This is a genomic window from Micromonospora sp. NBRC 110038 (genome assembly GCF_020884815.1).
Lineage (GTDB): Bacteria > Actinomycetota > Actinomycetes > Mycobacteriales > Micromonosporaceae > Micromonospora > Micromonospora haikouensis.
Window position 1 is genome coordinate 524,363 of sequence record NZ_BBOL01000001.1, and the last position, 17,216, is coordinate 541,578.

General features: G+C 76.9%; 13 protein-coding genes. 6 read left to right on the forward strand and 7 right to left on the reverse strand.

All coding sequences use genetic code 11. The annotated features are described in order from the left end of the window. Positions 1-14 precede the first annotated feature (14 nt). From hutH to LPU61_RS02230, 6 genes are read right to left on the reverse strand one after another with little or no spacing between them, the layout of a single operon-like run. Positions 15-1,553: a histidine ammonia-lyase gene (gene hutH / locus LPU61_RS02205; RefSeq protein ID WP_043962181.1), complete on the reverse strand. Its 1,539-nt coding sequence runs from the start codon at positions 1,551-1,553 to the stop codon at positions 15-17. After that, positions 1,541-2,719, reverse strand: coding sequence for an imidazolonepropionase (gene hutI / locus LPU61_RS02210; RefSeq protein WP_229404549.1), 1,179 nt, complete (start codon positions 2,717-2,719; stop codon positions 1,541-1,543). The genes hutH and hutI overlap by 13 nt, the downstream gene beginning before the upstream one ends. Next, entirely contained in the window at positions 2,719-4,086 is a 1,368-nt protein-coding gene (locus LPU61_RS02215) for a formimidoylglutamate deiminase (protein ID WP_229403927.1), read from the reverse strand. Before LPU61_RS02215 ends, hutI begins: the two co-directional genes overlap by 1 nt. Positions 4,087-4,102: 16 nt before the next feature. Then, positions 4,103-5,344, reverse strand: coding sequence for an allantoate amidohydrolase (locus LPU61_RS02220; protein ID WP_374199568.1), 1,242 nt, complete (start codon positions 5,342-5,344; stop codon positions 4,103-4,105). Further along, positions 5,338-7,035 (reverse strand): urocanate hydratase, encoded by a 1,698-nt coding sequence (gene hutU / locus LPU61_RS02225; protein WP_043962184.1) that lies wholly within the window; start codon positions 7,033-7,035, stop codon positions 5,338-5,340. Before hutU ends, LPU61_RS02220 begins: the two co-directional genes overlap by 7 nt. 13 nt (positions 7,036-7,048) lie before the next feature. After that, a complete protein-coding gene (locus tag LPU61_RS02230; RefSeq protein WP_229403929.1) occupies positions 7,049-7,906 on the reverse strand; it encodes a MurR/RpiR family transcriptional regulator in 858 nt (285 codons plus the stop codon). A 105-nt stretch (positions 7,907-8,011) separates the two neighbouring features. Here LPU61_RS02230 and LPU61_RS02235 point away from each other — a divergent pair, with 105 nt between their 5' ends. Continuing rightward, entirely contained in the window at positions 8,012-9,988 is a 1,977-nt protein-coding gene (locus LPU61_RS02235) for a trypsin-like peptidase domain-containing protein (RefSeq protein WP_229403930.1), read from the forward strand. A 78-nt stretch (positions 9,989-10,066) separates the two neighbouring features. Here the strand turns inward: LPU61_RS02235 and LPU61_RS02240 are convergent, their stop codons facing one another. Next, the gene (locus LPU61_RS02240; protein ID WP_043962186.1) at positions 10,067-10,924 is read right to left on the reverse strand and encodes a glycosyltransferase; all 858 of its coding nucleotides are present in this window, start codon (positions 10,922-10,924) and stop codon (positions 10,067-10,069) included. A gap of 147 nt (positions 10,925-11,071) precedes the next feature. Between LPU61_RS02240 and LPU61_RS02245 the strand changes: the two genes are divergently transcribed. From LPU61_RS02245 to LPU61_RS02265, 5 genes are all read left to right on the forward strand, one after another. Then, positions 11,072-12,559: a hypothetical protein gene (locus tag LPU61_RS02245; RefSeq protein ID WP_229403931.1), complete on the forward strand. Its 1,488-nt coding sequence runs from the start codon at positions 11,072-11,074 to the stop codon at positions 12,557-12,559. After that, on the forward strand, positions 12,525-13,385 hold the full coding sequence (locus LPU61_RS02250) for a glycosyltransferase (RefSeq protein WP_229403932.1): 861 nt from the start codon (positions 12,525-12,527) through the stop codon (positions 13,383-13,385). Before LPU61_RS02245 ends, LPU61_RS02250 begins: the two co-directional genes overlap by 35 nt. A 91-nt stretch (positions 13,386-13,476) precedes the next feature. Then, positions 13,477-14,808 carry a lipopolysaccharide biosynthesis protein gene (locus tag LPU61_RS02255; protein WP_229403933.1) on the forward strand — a complete coding sequence of 444 codons (1,332 nt, stop codon included), beginning with the start codon at positions 13,477-13,479 and terminating at the stop codon, positions 14,806-14,808. Further along, positions 14,798-15,967: a polysaccharide pyruvyl transferase family protein gene (locus tag LPU61_RS02260; RefSeq protein ID WP_144420193.1), complete on the forward strand. Its 1,170-nt coding sequence runs from the start codon at positions 14,798-14,800 to the stop codon at positions 15,965-15,967. Before LPU61_RS02255 ends, LPU61_RS02260 begins: the two co-directional genes overlap by 11 nt. A 94-nt stretch (positions 15,968-16,061) precedes the next feature. Then, a complete protein-coding gene (locus LPU61_RS02265; RefSeq protein ID WP_229403934.1) occupies positions 16,062-17,189 on the forward strand; it encodes an endo-1,4-beta-xylanase in 1,128 nt (375 codons plus the stop codon). Positions 17,190-17,216: the final 27 nt, after the last annotated feature.

Sequence of the window (17,216 nt, forward strand, 5' to 3'; positions counted from 1 at the left end):
CGGGACGGCGACGCTCAGCCCAGCGGGCCGATCTGCCGCTCGATCGCCGCCCGCAGCTCCGGCCCGGCCACCACGGCGCGGGCGGCCTCCATCAGCGGGGCGAGGAAGACGTCCGGCCCCGGCTCACCGGCGGCCCCGCCGAGCGCCGCGAGGGCCGCCCGCCCGGCCGGGGACGGCGTGAGCGGGGCGCGCAGCTGGAGGCCCCGCACGGCGGCCAGCAGCTCCACGGCGAGCAGGCTCGTCAGGTTGTCCAGCACGGTGCGCAGCTTCTTGGTCGCCGCCCAGCCCATCGACACGTGGTCCTCCTGCATGCCGCTGGTCGGCAGGGAGTCCACCGAGGCGGGCGCGGCGAGCCGGCGGTTCTCCGCGACGATCCCGGCGGCCGTGTACTGGGCGATCATCAGCCCCGAGTTGACCCCGGCGTCGGGGGAGAGGAACGCCGGCAGGTCCCGGTTGCGGGTGACGTCGAGCAGCCGGTCCACCCGCCGTTCGGCGATCGCCCCGACCTCGGCGGCGGCGATGGCCAGGAAGTCGGCGGCGAAGCCGAGCGGCGCGCCGTGGAAGTTGCCGGTCGACTCGACCCGGCCGTCGGGCAGCACCACCGGGTTGTCCACCACGGACACCAGCTCCCGGTCGGCCACCGCCCGCACGAAGTCGAGCGTGTCGCGGGCCGCCCCGGCCACCTGCGGCGCGCAGCGCATCGAGTACGCGTCCTGCACGGCGTGCGCCAGGTCGTCGCGGTGCGAGTCCATCACGGCGGAGTCCTGGAGCAGCCGGTGGATGTTCGCGGCCGACACGGACTGGCCGGGGTGCGGCCGGATCGCGTGCAGCTCCGGCAGGAACGGCCGCTCCGAGCCGAGCATCGCCTCGATGGCCAGCGCCGCCGTCACGTCGGCCATGGTGAACAGGTGGGCCGCGTCGCGGATCGCCAGCAGCAGCATGCCGAGCATGCCGTCGGTGCCGTTGATCAGCGCCAGCCCCTCCTTCGCGGCCAGCTCGACCGGGGCCAGCCCGGCCGCGTCCAGGGCCTCGGCGGCGGGCAGCCGCTCGCCGGCCGGGCCGAGCACCCAGCCCTCGCCGAGCAGCACCAGCGCGCAGTGCGCGAGCGGGGCCAGGTCGCCGGACGCGCCGAGCGACCCGTGCTCCGGCACCCACGGGGTGACGTCGGCGTTGAGCAGGTCGACCAGGGCCTCGGCGACGAGCGGGCGGACCCCGGAGCGGCCCAGCGCCAGCGAGCGGACCCGCAGCAGCATCATCGCCCGGACCACCTCGCGCGGCATCGGCGCGCCCACCCCGGCGGCGTGCGAGCGGATCAGCGCGTGCTGCAGCTCGGCCCGCCGATCGGGGGCGACGAACGTGTTGGCCAGGGCCCCGAACCCGGTGGAGACGCCGTACACGGGGCGGCCGGCGGCCTCGATGCCGTCCACGATGGACCGGCTGGTGGCCATCGCCGCCACGGTGGACGGGTCGAGGACGACCTTCGCGGCGCCGCGCGCCACGGCGAGCACGTCGGCGGGGGAGACCCCGGTGGGCTGGACGGTCACGATCGACATTGCGGCACTCCGTTGTGCAGGACCTGGCGGATCAGGGGAACACCGGGCCGGTAGGCCAGGTGCAGGTGGGACGGGGCGTCGAGGACGATCAGGTCGGCCCGCGCGCCGGGCCGCAGCACCCCGACGTCGTCGCGGCGCAGCGCCCGCGCGCCCCCGGCGGTCGCGGCCCACACGGCCTCCGCCGGGGTCATCCGCATCTCGCGTACGGCGAGCGCGACGCAGAACGGCATCGACGAGGTGTACGACGACCCGGGGTTGCAGTCCGTCGCGAGTGCCACGGTCACGCCCGCGTCGAGCAGCCGCCGCGCGTCCGGGTACGGCGACCGGGTGGAGAACTCCGCCCCCGGCAGCAGGGTGGCCACGGTCGTCGAGCCGGCGAGCGCGTCGACGTCGGCGTCGGACAGGTGGGTGCAGTGGTCGACGCTGGCCGCGCCCAACTCGACGCCGAGCTGCACCCCCGGGCCGGGGCCGAGCTGGTTGGCGTGCAGCCGCACCCCGAGCCCGGCGGCCTGCCCGACGGTGAGGATCGCCCGCGCGTGGTCGGCGTCGAACGCGCCCCGCTCGCAGAACACGTCGACCCAGCGGGCGTACGGCGCGGCGGCGGCGAGCATCGGCCCGCAGACCAGGCCCACGTAGTCGTCGGGGCGGCCCGCGTACTCGGCGGGGACGACGTGCGCGCCGAGGAACGTGGTCTCGCCGGTCACCTCGGCGGCGATCCGCAGCGACCGGGCCTCGTCGGCGACGGTGAGGCCGTACCCGCTCTTGGTCTCGATCGTGGTGGTGCCCTGCCGCATCGCCTCGCCGACCAGCCGGCGCACGGTGGCCCGCAGTTGGCCGTCGGAGGCGGCGCGGGTCGCGCCGACCGTGGTGCGGATGCCGCCGCCCGTGTACGGCTCGCCGGCCATCCGGGCGGCGAACTCGGCGGCCCGGTCCCCGGCGAAGACCAGGTGGGCGTGGCTGTCCACGAAGCCCGGCAGGACCGCGCCGCCCTGCGCGTCGATGCGGCGGTCGGCGGCGGGCGCGTAGCGCGCCGGCCCGACCCAGGCGACCCGCCCGTCCTCGATCAGCACGGCGGCGTCGCGGCGCAGGCCGAGCGGGCCGCCGTCGCCGGTGCCGGCGACGTTGGTGACCAGCTCGCCGATGTCGTCGACCAGCAGGCTGCCGATCACCGGGTCACCGCCCCGATGGCGGCGTGCAGCTCGGCGGGCACGTCCACGGTGAGGTGCCGCCCGTCGGCGACGACCTGCCGGCCGTCGACGACCACCGAGGCGACGTCGGCGGCGGTCGCCGCGAAGAACGCACCGACGGGCGGCACCCCGGCGGTGCGGGCGCTGTCCAGGCGCACGGTCACCAGGTCGGCGCGGGCCCCGACGGCGAGCCGGCCGGCGTCGGCCCAGCCCAGCGCGGCGTGCCCGGCGGCGGTCGCGGCGGTCAGCAGCTCCGCCGGGGCGAAGTGCCCCCGGCGGCGGGTGCGCAGCCGCTCGTCCAGCTCCACCGCCCGCGCCTCCTCGAACGGGTCGACGACGGCGTGGCTGTCGCTGCCCAGGCTCAGGGCGACGCCCGTGTCGGCGAGCCGCCGCGCCGGCCCGATGCCGTCGGCCAGGTCCCGTTCGGTGGTCGGGCAGAGGCAGACGCCGGTGCCGGCGTCGCCGAGCAGCGTCACGTCGGCGCTGGTGAGGTGGGTGGCGTGCACGGCGGTCGTGGCCGGGGTGAGCGCCCCCCGGTCGGCCAGCAGCCGGGTCGGGGTGACCCCGTGCGCGGCCCGGCAGGCGTCGTTCTCGGCCGGCTGCTCGGACAGGTGCACGTGCAGCGGCACCCCCTCGTTGCGGGCGGCGAAGGTGGCTATCTGGTCGGCCGGCACCGCCCGCACCGAGTGCAGCGCCGCCCCGATCCGGGCGTGCGGCGCGGCGGCCAGCCGGTCGTGCCGGTCGGACCACCCGTCGACGTCGCCGTCGCCGAAGCGCCGCTGTGGGCCGGCGAGCGGCGCGCCGTCCACGGTGGCGGTCAGGTAGAGCGTGTCGAGCAGGGTGAGCCGGACGCCGGCCTGGGCGGCGGCCTCGATCAGGGCCGCGCCCATCGCGTTCGGGTCGGCGTAGCGGGTGCCGTCGGGGCCGTGGTGCAGGTAGTGGAACTCGCCGACGCAGGTGAACCCGGCGAGGGCCATCTCGGCGTACGCGGCGCGGGCCAGGGCCAGGTAGCTGTCCGGGTCGAGGCGGGCGGCCACCTCGTACATCCGGTCGCGCCAGCTCCAGAAGTCGCCCCGCCCGCCCGGCCCGCCGTCCGTGCCCTGGGTGCGCCCGCGTAGGGCGCGGTGGAACGCGTGCGAGTGGGCGTTGGCCAGGCCTGGCAGGGTCAGCCCGGGCAGCCGTACGGCGTCGGCCAGCACCTCGACCCCGGCGGTGGGCGCGCCGCCGGCCGACAGCGGGGTGACGGCGGTGATCCGGCCGCCGTCGGCCTCGATCAGCACGTCGGCGGTGGGCCCGGGCCGGTCGGGCAGCCACGCGTGTTCGGCGAGCCAGCGGGTGGCGGTCATCGGCGCGGCTCCCCGGTCATCGGCACGTCAGCTCCGCCAGCACCCGGGCCAGGGCGGTGACCCCGGCGGCGCAGTCGGCGTCGGTGGCCGCCTCGGCGGGGGAGTGCGACACCCCGGTCGGGTTGCGCACGAACAGCATCGCCGTGGGCAGGTGCCCGGCGAGGATGCCCGCGTCGTGGCCCGCCCCGGTGGGCAGCACCGGCGCGTCGAGCAGCGCGGCGAGCCGCCCGCCGAGGTCGCCGTCGAAGCCGACCAGCGGGGTCGCCGACTCCTCGGTCACCGTCACCTCCGTGCCGTCGCGCCCGGCCCGCTCGGCGGCCTTCGCGCGGACCGCCTCGACCAGGCCGGCGACGGTCTCCGGGTCGGCGGCGCGGGCGTCCAGCCAGCCGGTCACCCGCGCCGGGATCGCGTTGGTGGCGTTCGGCTCGACCCGGACCCGGCCCACCGTGGCGTGCGCGCCGCGCAGCCGGGCCTCCTTGTTGGCCGCGAGCACCGTGAACGCGTACGTGAGCATGGGGTCGCGGCGGTCGGCCATCCGGGTCGTACCGGCGTGGTTGCCCTCGCCGTGGAAGTCGAAGCGCCAGCGGCCGTGCGGCCAGATGGCGCTGGCGACCGCGACGGGCGCGCCCTGGTCGACCAGCGCGCGGCCCTGCTCGACGTGCAGCTCCACGAAGCACGACCAGCCGCCGAGCAGGTCGGGGCGGGGGCCCGCCGGCCGGTCGCCCAGCGCCTCGGCCAGGCTCACCCCGTCGGCGTCGCGCAGCCCGGCCGCGCGGTCGGCGTCGAGCGCGCCGGTGAGCAGCCTCGACCCCAGGCAGGGTACGCCGAACCGGGCCCCCTCCTCCTCGGCGAACGCGGCCACCACGAGGGGCCGGGACGGGGTGACGCCCGCGGCGCGCAGCTCGTCCACGGCGAGGAACGCGCTGACGATGCCGAGCGGCCCGTCGTACGCGCCGCCGTGCGGCACCGAGTCGAAGTGGCTGCCGGTCAGCACCGCCCCGGGCGCGGCGGGCTCGCCCCAGCGGGCGAAGAGGTTGCCGTTGCCGTCCACGGTCACCGGCATGCCCCGGCGGTCGGCCTGCGCCCGGAACCAGTCGCGCAGCGCCAGCTCGGGGGTCGTGAACGCGTACCGCAGGTAGCCGCCGCTGCCGGCGTCGCGGCCGATCGGCGCGATCTCGTCCCACAGCTCGCGGAACCGGCGTTCGTTGCCGTGGTGGTGGTTAGGAGGGGGCCCTTCACCTGCGGGATGCGTCAACAAGGGGCCCCTCCTTGCGCCTCGGCCATCGGGACGCGGACGCCGGTGCGGGCGGCGACCTCGCGGGCGGCGTCGTAGCCGGCGTCGACGTGCCGGATGACGCCCATCGCCGGGTCGTTGGTGAGCACCCGCTCGATCTTCTGCCCGGCCAGGGCGGTGCCGTCGGCGACGCAGACCTGGCCGGCGTGGAGGGACCGGCCGATGCCGACCCCGCCGCCGTGGTGGATGGACACCCAGGACGCCCCGCTGGCCGTGTTGACCAGCGCGTTGAGCAGCGGCCAGTCGGCGATCGCGTCGGAGCCGTCGGCCATCGCCTCGGTCTCCCGGTAGGGGCTGGCGACGCTGCCGCAGTCGAGGTGGTCGCGGCCGATCACCACCGGCGCGGACAGCTCGCCGGAGGCGACCATCTCGTTGAACCGCACCCCGGCGCGGTCGCGCTCGCCGTAGCCGAGCCAGCAGATCCGCGCCGGCAGGCCCTGGAACGCGACCCGCTCGCCGGCCAGCCGGATCCACCGGGCCAGCGACTCGTTCTCGGGGAACAGGTCGAGGATCGCCCGGTCGGTGGCGGCGATGTCGGCCGGGTCGCCGGAGAGCGCCGCCCAGCGGAACGGGCCCTTGCCCGCGCAGAACAGCGGCCGGATGTACGCGGGCACGAAGCCCGGGAAGTCGAACGCCCGCTCGTACCCGCCGAGGCGCGCCTCGCCCCGGATCGAGTTGCCGTAGTCGAAGACCTCCGCGCCGGCGTCGAGGAAGCCGACCATCGCCTCGACGTGTTTGGCCATCGACGCCCGCGCCCGGTCGGTGAACTCGGCCGGCTTCGCCTTCGCGTAGTCGGGCGCGTCGGCCAGCTCCACCCCCTCCGGCACGTACGACAGCGGGTCGTGCGCGCTGGTCTGGTCGGTGACGACGTCGATCGCCACGCCCCGGCGCAGCAGCTCGGGGAAGACCGTGGCCGCGTTGCCGACGACGCCGACCGACAGCGCCCGGCGGTCCCGCTTCGCGGCGAGCACCCGGTCGAGAGCGTCGTCGAGGGAGTCGGCGACCTCGTCGAGGTAGCGGTCGCGCACCCGGCGGTCCAGCCGGGACCGGTCGACGTCGACGATCAGGCACGCGCCGCCGTTCATGGTGACCGCGAGGGGCTGCGCCCCGCCCATCCCGCCGCAGCCGGCGGTGAGCGTCAGCGTGCCGGCGAGGGTGCCGCCTCCGTGCTGCTGCCCGTCGCCGCGGGCGCCGGCGAACTTCGCGGCGACGGCCGCGAACGTCTCGTAGGTGCCCTGGAGGATGCCCTGGGTGCCGATGTAGATCCACGAACCGGCCGTCATCTGCCCGTACATGGTCAGGCCGAGGGACTCCAGGCGGCGGAACTCCGGCCAGGTGGCCCAGTCGCCGACCAGGTTGGAGTTGGCCAGGAGCACCCGGGGGGCCCACTCGTGGGTGCGCAGCACCCCGACCGGTCGGCCGGACTGCACCAGCATCGTCTCGTCGTCGCGCAGGTCGGTGAGCGTGCGCACCAGCGCGTGGTACGACGGCCAGTCCCGCGCCGCCCGCCCGGTGCCGCCGTAGACGACCAGGTCGTCGGGGCGCTCGGCCACCTCCGGGTCGAGGTTGTTCATCAGCATCCGCAGGGCGGCCTCCTGCGGCCACCCCCGGGCGGTGAGCGCGGCCCCCCGGGCGGCGCGGACGGGCTGGGGCATCTCGTCTCTCCTCTCAGCCGAGGAACAACTGGCGGCGGGCGGCGGAGGACTCGAACGCCTCCAGCCGGCGTTGGGTCTCGGCGGGGGCGGCGTCGCAGATGGCCGACAGGACCACCATCGCCAGGGTCATCGGTGCGGTGTGCAGGTCGAACACGAGGTCGGTGCCGACGGCGGCCGGGAGCACCACCTCGGCGTGCTCGGTCGCGGGGCTGACCGGTGAGTCGGTGATCGCCACCACCGTCAGCCCGGCGGCCCGCGCCTCGGCCAGCGCGTCGAGGGTCTCCCGGGGGTAGCGGGGCAGCACGAAGGCCAGCAGGGCGGTCGCGCCGGCCGCCGCGGCCTGCTCCAGGCGGTCGGCGAGCAGGCTGCCGCCGTCGTCGAGCACCCGCACGTCGGGGTGCACCTTCGCGGCGAAGAACGCGAAGTACGCCGCCAGCGGCGCGGCGGCCCGCAGCCCGAGCACCGGCAGGGGGCGGCTCGCGGCGAGCAGCTTGCCGACGGCGGCGATCCGGTCGGTGTCGGCGAGCTCGCCGGCCAGCCGCTCCAGGTTGGCCACCTCGGTGCCGACGGCGCGTTGCAGCTCGTTGCCGCCGCCGGAGGGCTCGCCGGCGCCGGCGGCGCCGGTCAGCTCCCGCAGCCGGCGGCGCAGCGCCGGGTAGCCGTCGTGGCCGAGCGCCACGGCGAACCGGGTCACCGACGGCTGGCTGACGCCGGCCAGCTCGGCCACCTCGGCCGCCGACAGGTACGCCGCCGCGGCGGCGTGCTGCACCAGGCTGTGCGCGATGCGCCGCTGCGTCGGGGTGAGCCGGACGCCCTGGAAGAGGTCGAGCACCCGGTCGGCGGACGCCCCGACCGTGCCTCCTTCATTCATGTCTCGACCCTATGCATGAAAACTTTCAGGGGCAACCCCGCGACGGCCTCCCGCGTCGTGCCGCCTCGGTACTATCCGCACGGCGGGTGAACAGAGGAGTGGGGCATGCAGCCGGAAGGTCCGTACAGGTTCACCGAGGCGTCGGGCGTCTGCCAGGTCGGCAGCGCCTGGTGGGCGGTGGACAGTCAGGACCGGCTGCTGACCGTCGCCGTGCTGGAGGGCGCCGCCGCCGCCGACCAGCCCTGGCGGGAGGCGTTCACCAACGCGGCGGACACCCTCGCGCAGACCCCGGGCGGCCCCCGCTACGTCAACGCCGACTTCGCCGCCGCCCGCCCCTGGGTGGCCTATCCGGCCGAGGTGGAGAACGCCGCCGACAAGCTCTTCGGGCTGCTCGGCATGCCGCTGCGCTCGCCCCACCTGGAGCCCGTCGGCGACCCGGCCACCCGGGCGATGCCGGCGACCACCCCGGTCGCCCCGGCCACCCCGACCTCGGGCGTGCCCAGCTCGGCCGTGCCCGCCTCCGGCCAGCCCGCCTCGGGTATCCCCGCCTCGGGCGTCCCGATCTCGGGCCCGCCCGGCTCGGGGATCCCCAGCTCCGGGGTGCCCGTGTCCGGTGCGCCCAGCTCGGGGGCGCCGCCGGTCTGGGCGGCGCACGCCACCGGTTCGCCGGTCGTCGCGACCCCACCGGCGGACCCGCCGGCCGCCCACCCCGGGCCCGCCGACCCCGGGCCGCCGCACGACCCGTTCGCGTCGCCCGCCCGGCGCATCCAGCCGTCCCCGCCGTCCCGCCCGCGCACCGGGCTGCGGCTCGGCGTCGCGGCGCTGGCCCTGGCCGTGCTCGCCGCAGGCGGCGGGCTCGCCGTCTGGGCCGTCACCCGGGGCGCGGACGCGCCGCCGCCGGCCGGCCCCGCCGGGGCGTTCCCGACCGCCACCCCCGCCGCCGGCTTCCGCCCGTGGAGCCAGGCGGCCCCCTACAGCGCGCAGGAACGGGCGCTCGCCACCGCCGCGCCGGGGCTCGTCTTCGTCGAGGCCGTCTTCAACGGATACCTGCGCGACGGGCGGACCGGGGCGCTGCTCAACCCGACGCCCGTCACGTTCCAGCGGCGGTGCAGCGGCTTCGTGGTCGACCCCGCCGGGCACGTGCTCACCAACGGCCAGTGCGTCGCCCCCGACGAGCCGGTCGCCCGGGAGCGGGCCCTCTACACCCTCGGCCGGATCCTCGTCGCCGGGAAGAAGCTCACCTCGGGCGCGCTCGACGGCTGGGTCCGGTCGCGGACGGCCGGCACCCGGTTCACCGGCAAGGAGCCGGACCGCCCCCCGTCGAGCCAGGTCTTCGTGCAGCTCAACCAGGCCACCGGCGGGCTGACCGGCACCCCCGCGATCGCCGGCGAGGTGGTCCGCACCCGCGCCGCCGACGCCGGGGACCTCGCCCTGGTCAAGGTCGCCCGGCCCGACCTGCCCGGCGTCGAGCTGGGCGACGCCGCCGCGCTGACGCCGGGCGGCGTGGTGGTGGTCGCCGGCTACCACACCGTCGACGCCGACTTCCGCGACGCCACCTACACGCTGCGCTCGAAGACCGTGCAGGTCACCGCCACCGACACCGGCCAGGGCACCGTGCCGCTGTTCCGGATCGGCGACGACATCGGCATCTACTCCCACGGCGGCGTCGCCCTCGACCCGGCCGGCCGGGTCGTCGGCGTGCTCACCAACGACCGGTCCGGGGCGGGCGGGGCCAACCGGGCCGTCGTGCCGGTCACCGCCGCCCGGGAGCTGCTCGCCGAGGCCGGGGTCGCGCCCACGCTCGGCGACGCCGACCGGCTCTACCGGCGCGGGCTCGACGCGTACTTCACCGGACGGGACGCCACGGCGGTGTCCCAACTGGACGCCGTCGCCCGGGGCGGCAACGGCAACGAACTGGCCGAGGCGTACCGGCGGAGCGCGGCCGACCGGCAGCAGCTCACGGCGGCGGCACCGGAGCAGTCCAACCTGCCCACGGTGCTCTTCTCGGGGCTCGGCGGCGCACTGCTCGCCGCGCTCGCGATCGGCGTGGTGCTGCTGGCGAGGCGCCGATCGCGCCGCTGAACCGCCGCAGCGCCGGGTGCGCTCCAGGCCCGCCGCGCCGCCGTGCCGGCCGCGCCCCGTGCCGTCGCGCCAGGGCGGTCAGCGGGTCGAGGCGTCCCGGCCCCACGCGCCGCGCGGGTGGCGGCGGGCGCGCAGCGCGGCGGCGAGCGTGACGGCCACGTAGACCACGGCGGCCGGCGCGAGCCAGGGGCGGGGCAGCACCACGTCGCGCAGCCAGGACGACGGGACCGACGGCCGGATCCCGGCATGCGAGGCGCGCAGCATGGCGTTGCCGGCCCGCACCCGGGCCAGCGTGCGGACCAGGTCCCGCAGCGTCCGGGGGGTCTGCACGAGCGACGCCACCGCCGACACCTCGCGCTTCTCGGCCGAGGCGAACCGGGAGTCCAGGAAGAGGTCGTCGGCGATCTCCGCCGGGAACCGGTCGAAGCGCTCCCGTCCCGCCGCCGACACGCCCAGCACACCCCGGCCGAACAGCGCGTCCGCGAAGATCGGCAACCGGGTGTTGATCGCGTAGTAGGCGCGCACCAGCAGCGGCCGGCCGGTGGTGACCATCTCCCGGCGGGGCGTCACGGCCAGCGGCGGGTCCACCGGGGCGGTCAGCGCGGCGGCCATCGCCCGCAGCGCGCCGGGGCCGAGGACCACGTCGGCGTCCAGATAGAACCGGGGGAAGCCGCGCACCACCGCGTCCCCGGCGTTCAGCGCGCCCGCCTTGCCCGCCTCGGCCAGCTCCACCACCCGTACGCCGGGCCGCGCGGCGGCCACCCGCGCCGTGTCGTCGGTGCAGCCGTTGGCCACCACGACGACGTCCAGCTCGACGCCGGCGTCGGTGCCCGCGTCGGCGAGCAGCGCGTCCAGGCAGCCGCCGATGACGTTCGCCTCGTCGTGGGCGGCGATCACCACACCGATCGGGCCGGGGCGGGGTGGGGGGCTCGACACGGCTGACCAGCTTGCCGGACGGGACACCGCGCCGCAAGGCGGGGTCGCGTCGCCCGCGCGCCCCGCCGGACGGCCGTGGGGTCAGCGGGCGGGGCCCCCGCGTTGGTATCGTCCTGGTGTTTTGCTCCTTACCGACGGTTGGACAAGGTGGACAGTCCCGCGCCGCTCACCGCCCCCGGCACCCGGCTTCGGGGCGGCGCGCCGGAGCGGCTCGACCGGGCCGCCGGTCACCTCGCCACCGCCGCGCTGGCGCTGATCGCGGTCAAGCCCCTGCTCGACATCGGCGAGCGGGACGCGGGCGGCGGCGTCGACCTGGGCGTCCTACTCAGCGCCGTCGGGGCGGGCTGCATGCTGGCGGCCCTCGCGGCGGCGGTGCTCGCGGCCCGCCGGCTGCCGCCGCGCCCCGTGCAGGCGATGCTGCTCGCCCTCGCCCTGCTGCTGGTCGTCTCCGGGTTCAGCTACCTGGCGGCCGGACCGCGCGCCGACCTGCTGGCCCTGTTCGACATCCGCCGCTACCCCATCTACGGCCCGCGGCTCGACCCCGCCACGGCGATCCCCGCCGAGGCGGTGCGCCTGCTGGTCAGCTTCGCCCCCGTGGCGCTGATCGGGATGGCGCTGATGCGCCCGGCCCGGTTCCCCGTCCGCCGCCTGGCCGTGGTGGCGGCCGTCGTGCTGGCCGGCGCGGTCGTCCACTGCGCGCTGGCCTGGCTCCAGGTCGCCGGCGTCGTGCCCTACTCGTTCTACTTCGAGCTGCCGGGCCAGAAGATCGGCCGGGCGTCGGGGGGCTACTACCACCCGATGTCGCTCGGCCGGCTGCTGATGTTCTCGGTCTTCCTCTGCTATGTGCTCGGCGACCGGCTGGGGCTGCCCGGCGGCCGGCTGCGCCTGACCCCGCTGCGCCGGTACGCGCTGGTCGGCCTCTTCGTGGCCACCGGCGCGGTGTCGCTGCACCGGCTCACCATCGGCTGCCTGCTGGTGATCGTGGCCGCCTTCGAGGCGCGGCGGCTGGGGGCCCTGCGGGCCACGCTGCGCACCCGCGTCGGCCGGCGGCGGGTCGTGGCCGTGGCCGCCGGCCTGGTCGCGGCCGGCGGGGTCGCCGTCGCGCTCGCGGGCGACGCCGTCCGGGAACGGGCCGGGGTGGCGCTGACCGAGGTCGGCTCGCTGGACGTGCGCTCCGACACGTTCATGCACGGCCGGGGTGCCATCTGGAACGACGTCGCCCGCGTCCTGCACCGGTCCACGCCGGACGTCTGGCTCTTCGGGTTCGGCTACGAGCCGTGGGACATGCACAACGACCTGCTGCGCGTCCTCGTCGTCTGGGGCGTCGTCGGCCTCGTCGCGGTCGTCGGGATCGTCGCCGGCCTCTACGTCGTCGTCCGGCGGCGGTGCGTCGATCCGGCGCAGCGCTGGGCGCTCGGCGTGCTGTACGCGGTCTTCGTGCTCTTCGGGCTCACGCAGAAGCCGATGGCGTACCCGTACTTCATGTGGCTGTTCCTCTTCGGGCAGCTGGTGATCCTGTCGCTGGGCGGCGCGCCGGGCGCGCCGTCGGGCGACGACACGGTCACGGCCGATGTCGAACGGGGGGAGGAGGGGCGGCTCGATGAGGCATCCACTGCCGGCGTCCGTCCAGGGTGAGCAGGACGCGGACGGGGCACCGCACGCGGGCGACGACGCGGCCGTGGTGCCGACGTTCTCGGTCTGCATCGTGGTCCGCGACCGCGCCGAACTGCTGGTCGACGCCGTGCGCAGCGTGCTCGCCAACCATCACCGCGACTTCGAGCTGGTCGTCGTCGACGACGGCTCGGCCGTCCCGGTCACCCGGGTCCTGGCGGAGGCGGGCGTGTCCGCCGACCGGCGGGTCCGGGTGCTCAGCCTGCCGCCGAGCGGCATCGCCCGGGCCCGCAACGTCGCCCTGCGCGCCGCGACCGGCCGGTACATCACGGTGCTGGACTCCGACGACGAGCTCTCCGCCGACGCGTTGGGCCGGCTGCACGACCTGCTCACCGCCACCGGCGGCGGCTGGGTCTACGTCGACTACCACGAGGTGCGCGGCGACGCCTCCCGGCGCATCCGGCTGCCCGAGTACGCCTCGGCGCGCACCATGCTGCTGGGCGTGCTGACCCGCCCCCGGCTGCCGTTCAAGCACTCCGGCACCACCATCGACCGGCGGGTGCTGGAGCACATCGGCGGGTACGACGAGAGCTTCCGGCTCTTCGAGGACGTGGAGCTGATGCTGCGGGCGCTGCGCGCCGGCGTGCACCCCCGGCACCTGCCCCACCCGGTGGTCCGGTTCCGCCGGCACGACGGCAACATCACCCGGGGCCGCCTCGGCGGGCTGGTCTTCTGGTTCCGGCTGGTCGACATGTACCGCCCGTCGCGGGCACCCGGCGTGGCGCTGGGCATCAAGGCGCTGCGCACCCTCAGCGAGACGGGCAAGTGGCTTGTCAGCCTCGGCCGTTGACTCGGGGCGCGGCGGAGAGCCGCAGCGCGGGCGGGAGCCGGATTCCGGCCCCGGGCCGCACCCGAAGCCCGGGGGCGGTCGGGCGGCCACCATGCTGGCCCAGGTCGGCCTGCTGGGGCTGAGTCAGGCCGGCGTCACCGTCGCCGCGTTCGGCAGCCAGGTGCTGCTCGCCCGCACGCTCACCCGGGAGGACTTCGGCTCGTTCACCGCCGTGCTGGCCGTGGTGTCGTTGACCGCCCCGGTGGCCGTCTTCGGCGTGTCCGAGCTGTGGTTGCAGGTGTTCGGGCAGGAGGGCGCGCGGGCGTACCGCTGGGTGGGGCCGTCGCTGCGGCTGGCCTGCGCGGCCTGCGCGGCGCTGCTGCTCGGCGTGCTGGCCTGGAGCGTCGCCGAGCTGCCCGACACCACGGCGGCGGCGGTGCGGGCCCTGCTCGCCACCGTCGTGGTGGCCCAGGCGGCGCTCGCCCTGGCCGGTTCGGTGCGGCAGCTGCGCGGCGACTACCGAGGGCTGTCCGCCCTCCAGCTGGCCCCCCACCTGGGCCGGGTGCTGGTCACCGCGGCGGTCTGGGCGGCCGGGCTGTCGGTCGTCGCCGCGGCGGCCGGGTACGCGGTCGTCGCCGTGGCGACGGTCGCCGCCTGCCTGCTGGCCTCCCGCGAGTTCCGGCGCGGCGCGATGCCGCTGGAGGGCCACCCGGCCCCCGCCGCCCCCGCCGCCCGGTCCGGGGACGTCGATGCCGGCCCCCGGCCGGGCGAGCTGCTGGGGGCGGCCACCCCGTACGTGCTCGGCAACGTCTGCTACCTGCTCGGCATCCACTTCGGCACGGTGCTCGCCGCCGAGCTGCTCGGCGGGGCGGAGGCGGCCCTGCTCGCCGTGCCGATGGCCGTGCTCACCGCCGTCTACCTGGTCCCCCGGGTCGTCTACCAGCAGTACCTGCTGGGCAAGCTGCACCGGTGGGCCGGCTCGGACGCCGAGGCGGTGCTGTTGGCGTACCGCTGGGGCAGCGCCGGGATGGTCGCGCTCGGCGCGGTCGTCGCGGCGGCGGTGGCGGTCGGCGGCCTGGTGGCCCTGCCGCTGGTGTTCGGCCCGGCATACCGCGACGCCGCGCCGGTGCTGGCGGTGCTGGCGCTGGCGGTGCCGTTCCGGTTCGGCGGCGCCGCCGTGGCCGCGCTGCTGACCAGCGGCGGGCTGCTGCGCCGCAAGGTGGTGTACCAGGCCGCGGGCGCCGTGGTGCTGCTGGCGGCGCTGGCGGTGGCCGTCCCGGTGTGGGGCGTGCGCGGTGCCGCCGGGGCGACCGTGCTGGCGGAGGCGGTACTCTGCTGCCTGCTCTGGGTCGCCGCCCGGCGGGGCGTCGTGGGCGACGCCCCGCTGCCCACCTGGCGCGACCTGCGCAGGCGCCTGAGCAGGGAGGCTCCCCGTGCGTCCTGAACCGGCACCCACCCGTCCCGCGCCGGCCGCCGTGGCCCGCCGGCCCCTGGTCGTCGGCTACTACGGCATGGAGAACGTCGGCGACAACGCGTTCTGCGTCGTCATGGACTGGGCGACGCGGGTCTACTGGGGAGCCGAGGAGCCCGTCTTCGCCGCGCCGCCCATGGTGGACCTGCCGCCGGAGCGCACCGGCATGGACCCGCGCTGGTACCGCTCGCGCGGCACCGCCGACCGGGCCGGCTGGGTGCTCAACAAGGCCGCCCTGCTGCGCCGTTCCACCATGCTGGTCTTCGGCGGCGGGTCGGTGTTCCGCGAGATGGGGCCGCTGAGCGAGAAGAAGGTCTTCTCGCTCTTCTCCGGGGTGTCCGGGCACCCGATGGCCGCCGTCGGGGTCTCCGTCGGCCCGTTCGTCTCCGCCGCCTCCGAGCGCCGGTTGCTGCGCGTCCTGCGCCGGGTCGCCTTCATCGGCGTACGCGACATCGCCTCCGCCGAGGTCCTCGAACGGGCCGGCTACCCGGGCGTGCTGGTGCCCGCCGGTGACCTCGCCGGCCTGCTGCCCGAGGCGCTCGGCGAGCCGGTCCCGCCGCGCCGGCCGCGCCCCACCGGCCGGGCCCGCCTCGGCGTGACCCTGCTCGGCGTCGACCACGAGGCCGCCGACGCCGACGTGCGCCGCCGCGAGGACGCCCTGGTCGAGGGGGTACGCACGCTGGTGCGCGCCGAGCCCGTCGACGTCACCGTGTTCGTGTTCAACACCCACCCGCTGCACGGCGACGAGCGGGTCGGCGAGCGGCTGCGGGCCGCCGTCGCCGGGCACTGCGACGTGCGGGTCGTCACCGCCCGCGACGGCGTGCGGGCCTGCTGGGACGAGATGAAGCGCTGCGACCTCGGGCTGCACATGCGGCTGCACGGGGCCGTCTTCGCCTACCTGGCGGGGGTACCGTTCACGCTCGTGCCGTACCAGCAGAAGTGCGACGACTTCCTCGACGAGATCGGGCAGCCGGCGGCGCTGCGCACGCCCCGGGTGCCCGGCGACGCGGCGGCGGTGACCCGCACGCTGACCGGCCTGCTCACCACCGAGGAGGTGCCGGAGCTGCCCCGCGCGATCTACGCCGAGCGCGCCCGGCGCAACTTCACAGCCGCCCCCTGGGCCCGTGGGTGACGGCGGCCGGAGCCTCGATCGGGCGTCGCTGCCCCACCCTGACGACGCCGGGGCCGTGGCCGGCGCGCCCACCCGGCCCCGGCCGGTTCCGGCGGTGACCCGGCCGCGCCCGCTCACCGCCGCCGGCCTGCTGGTGGCGGCGGCGCTGGTCGTCGCCACCGTGCTGCTCGCCGGCATGGCCGCCGTCGGCACCGGCCGCGCCGGGGACCCGGGCGGGGCCGGGGCAGCCCGGTCCGCCCCGGCCTACACCCCGTCGGCGGCCGGCACGCTGCGCGGCCTCGCCCCGGCCGGGACGCTGATCGGCACGGCCGTCGACCCGAGGGGCCTCAACCTCGACCCCGCCTACCCGGGGGTCCTCGCCGCCGAGTTCAACGCGGTCACCGCCGAGAACGCGATGAAGTGGCGCAACCTGGAGCCCTCGCCCGGCGTGTACGCGTGGGCCGGCGGCGACCAGATCGTCGACCTGGCCCGCCGCAACGGCCAGGCCGTCTACGGGCACACCCTGGTCTGGCACAACGACGTGCCGGACTGGGTGTCCCCGGACTGGCCGGCGCAGCGGCTGCGGGAGGTGCTGCGCCGGCACGTGACCGCCGTCGTCGCGCACTACCGGGGCCGGGTGTGGGCCTGGGACGTGGTCAACGAGGTGCTCGCCGAGGACGGCTCCCTGCGCGACACCCTCTGGCTGCGCAAGCTCGGCCCCGGCTACGTCGCCGACGCGTTCCGCTGGGCCCGGCAGGCCGACCCCGACGCCAGGCTGTTCGTCAACGAGTACGGCACCGAGGGGCGGACCGCGAAGGCCGACGCGCTGCTGGACCTGGTGCGGCGGCTGCGGGCCGACGGCGTGCCGGTCGACGGGGTGGGCTTCCAGGGGCACCTGGACGCCGAGCGTCCGCCCGAGGACGTCCGGGGCAACCTGCGCCGCTTCGCCGCGCTGGGCGTGCGCGTCGCCGTCACCGAGCTGGACGTGCGGGTGCGGCTCCCCGCGACGGCGGAGGGGCTGCGCCGCCAGGCGGCTGTCTACCGGGAGGTGCTGCGCGCCTGCCTGGACGTGGCCGCCTGCGCATCGGTCACCGTGTGGGGCTTCACCGACGCCCGCAGCTGGATCCCCGGCTATCACGTCGGCTTCGGCGCGGCCTGCCTCTTCGACGCCGACTTCCGGCCGAAGCCGGCCCACGCGGCGCTGCTCGACGAGCTGGTGGCCCGGCGGCGCACCGGCGGCTGACGCCGCGCGGGACGTGGGCCGCCGACG

Coding starts and splice junctions, on each gene's coding strand:
- LPU61_RS02250 (WP_229403932.1), top strand. CDS start 12,525: ATGAGGCATCCACTGCCGGCGTCCGTCCAGGGTGAGCAGGACGCGGAC.
- LPU61_RS02255 (WP_229403933.1), top strand. CDS start 13,477: ATGCTGGCCCAGGTCGGCCTGCTGGGGCTGAGTCAGGCCGGCGTCACC.
- hutU (WP_043962184.1), bottom strand. CDS start 7,035: ATGCCCCAGCCCGTCCGCGCCGCCCGGGGGGCCGCGCTCACCGCCCGG.
- LPU61_RS02215 (WP_229403927.1), bottom strand. CDS start 4,086: ATGACCGCCACCCGCTGGCTCGCCGAACACGCGTGGCTGCCCGACCGG.
- hutH (WP_043962181.1), bottom strand. CDS start 1,553: ATGTCGATCGTGACCGTCCAGCCCACCGGGGTCTCCCCCGCCGACGTG.
- LPU61_RS02230 (WP_229403929.1), bottom strand. CDS start 7,906: ATGAATGAAGGAGGCACGGTCGGGGCGTCCGCCGACCGGGTGCTCGAC.
- LPU61_RS02235 (WP_229403930.1), top strand. CDS start 8,012: ATGCAGCCGGAAGGTCCGTACAGGTTCACCGAGGCGTCGGGCGTCTGC.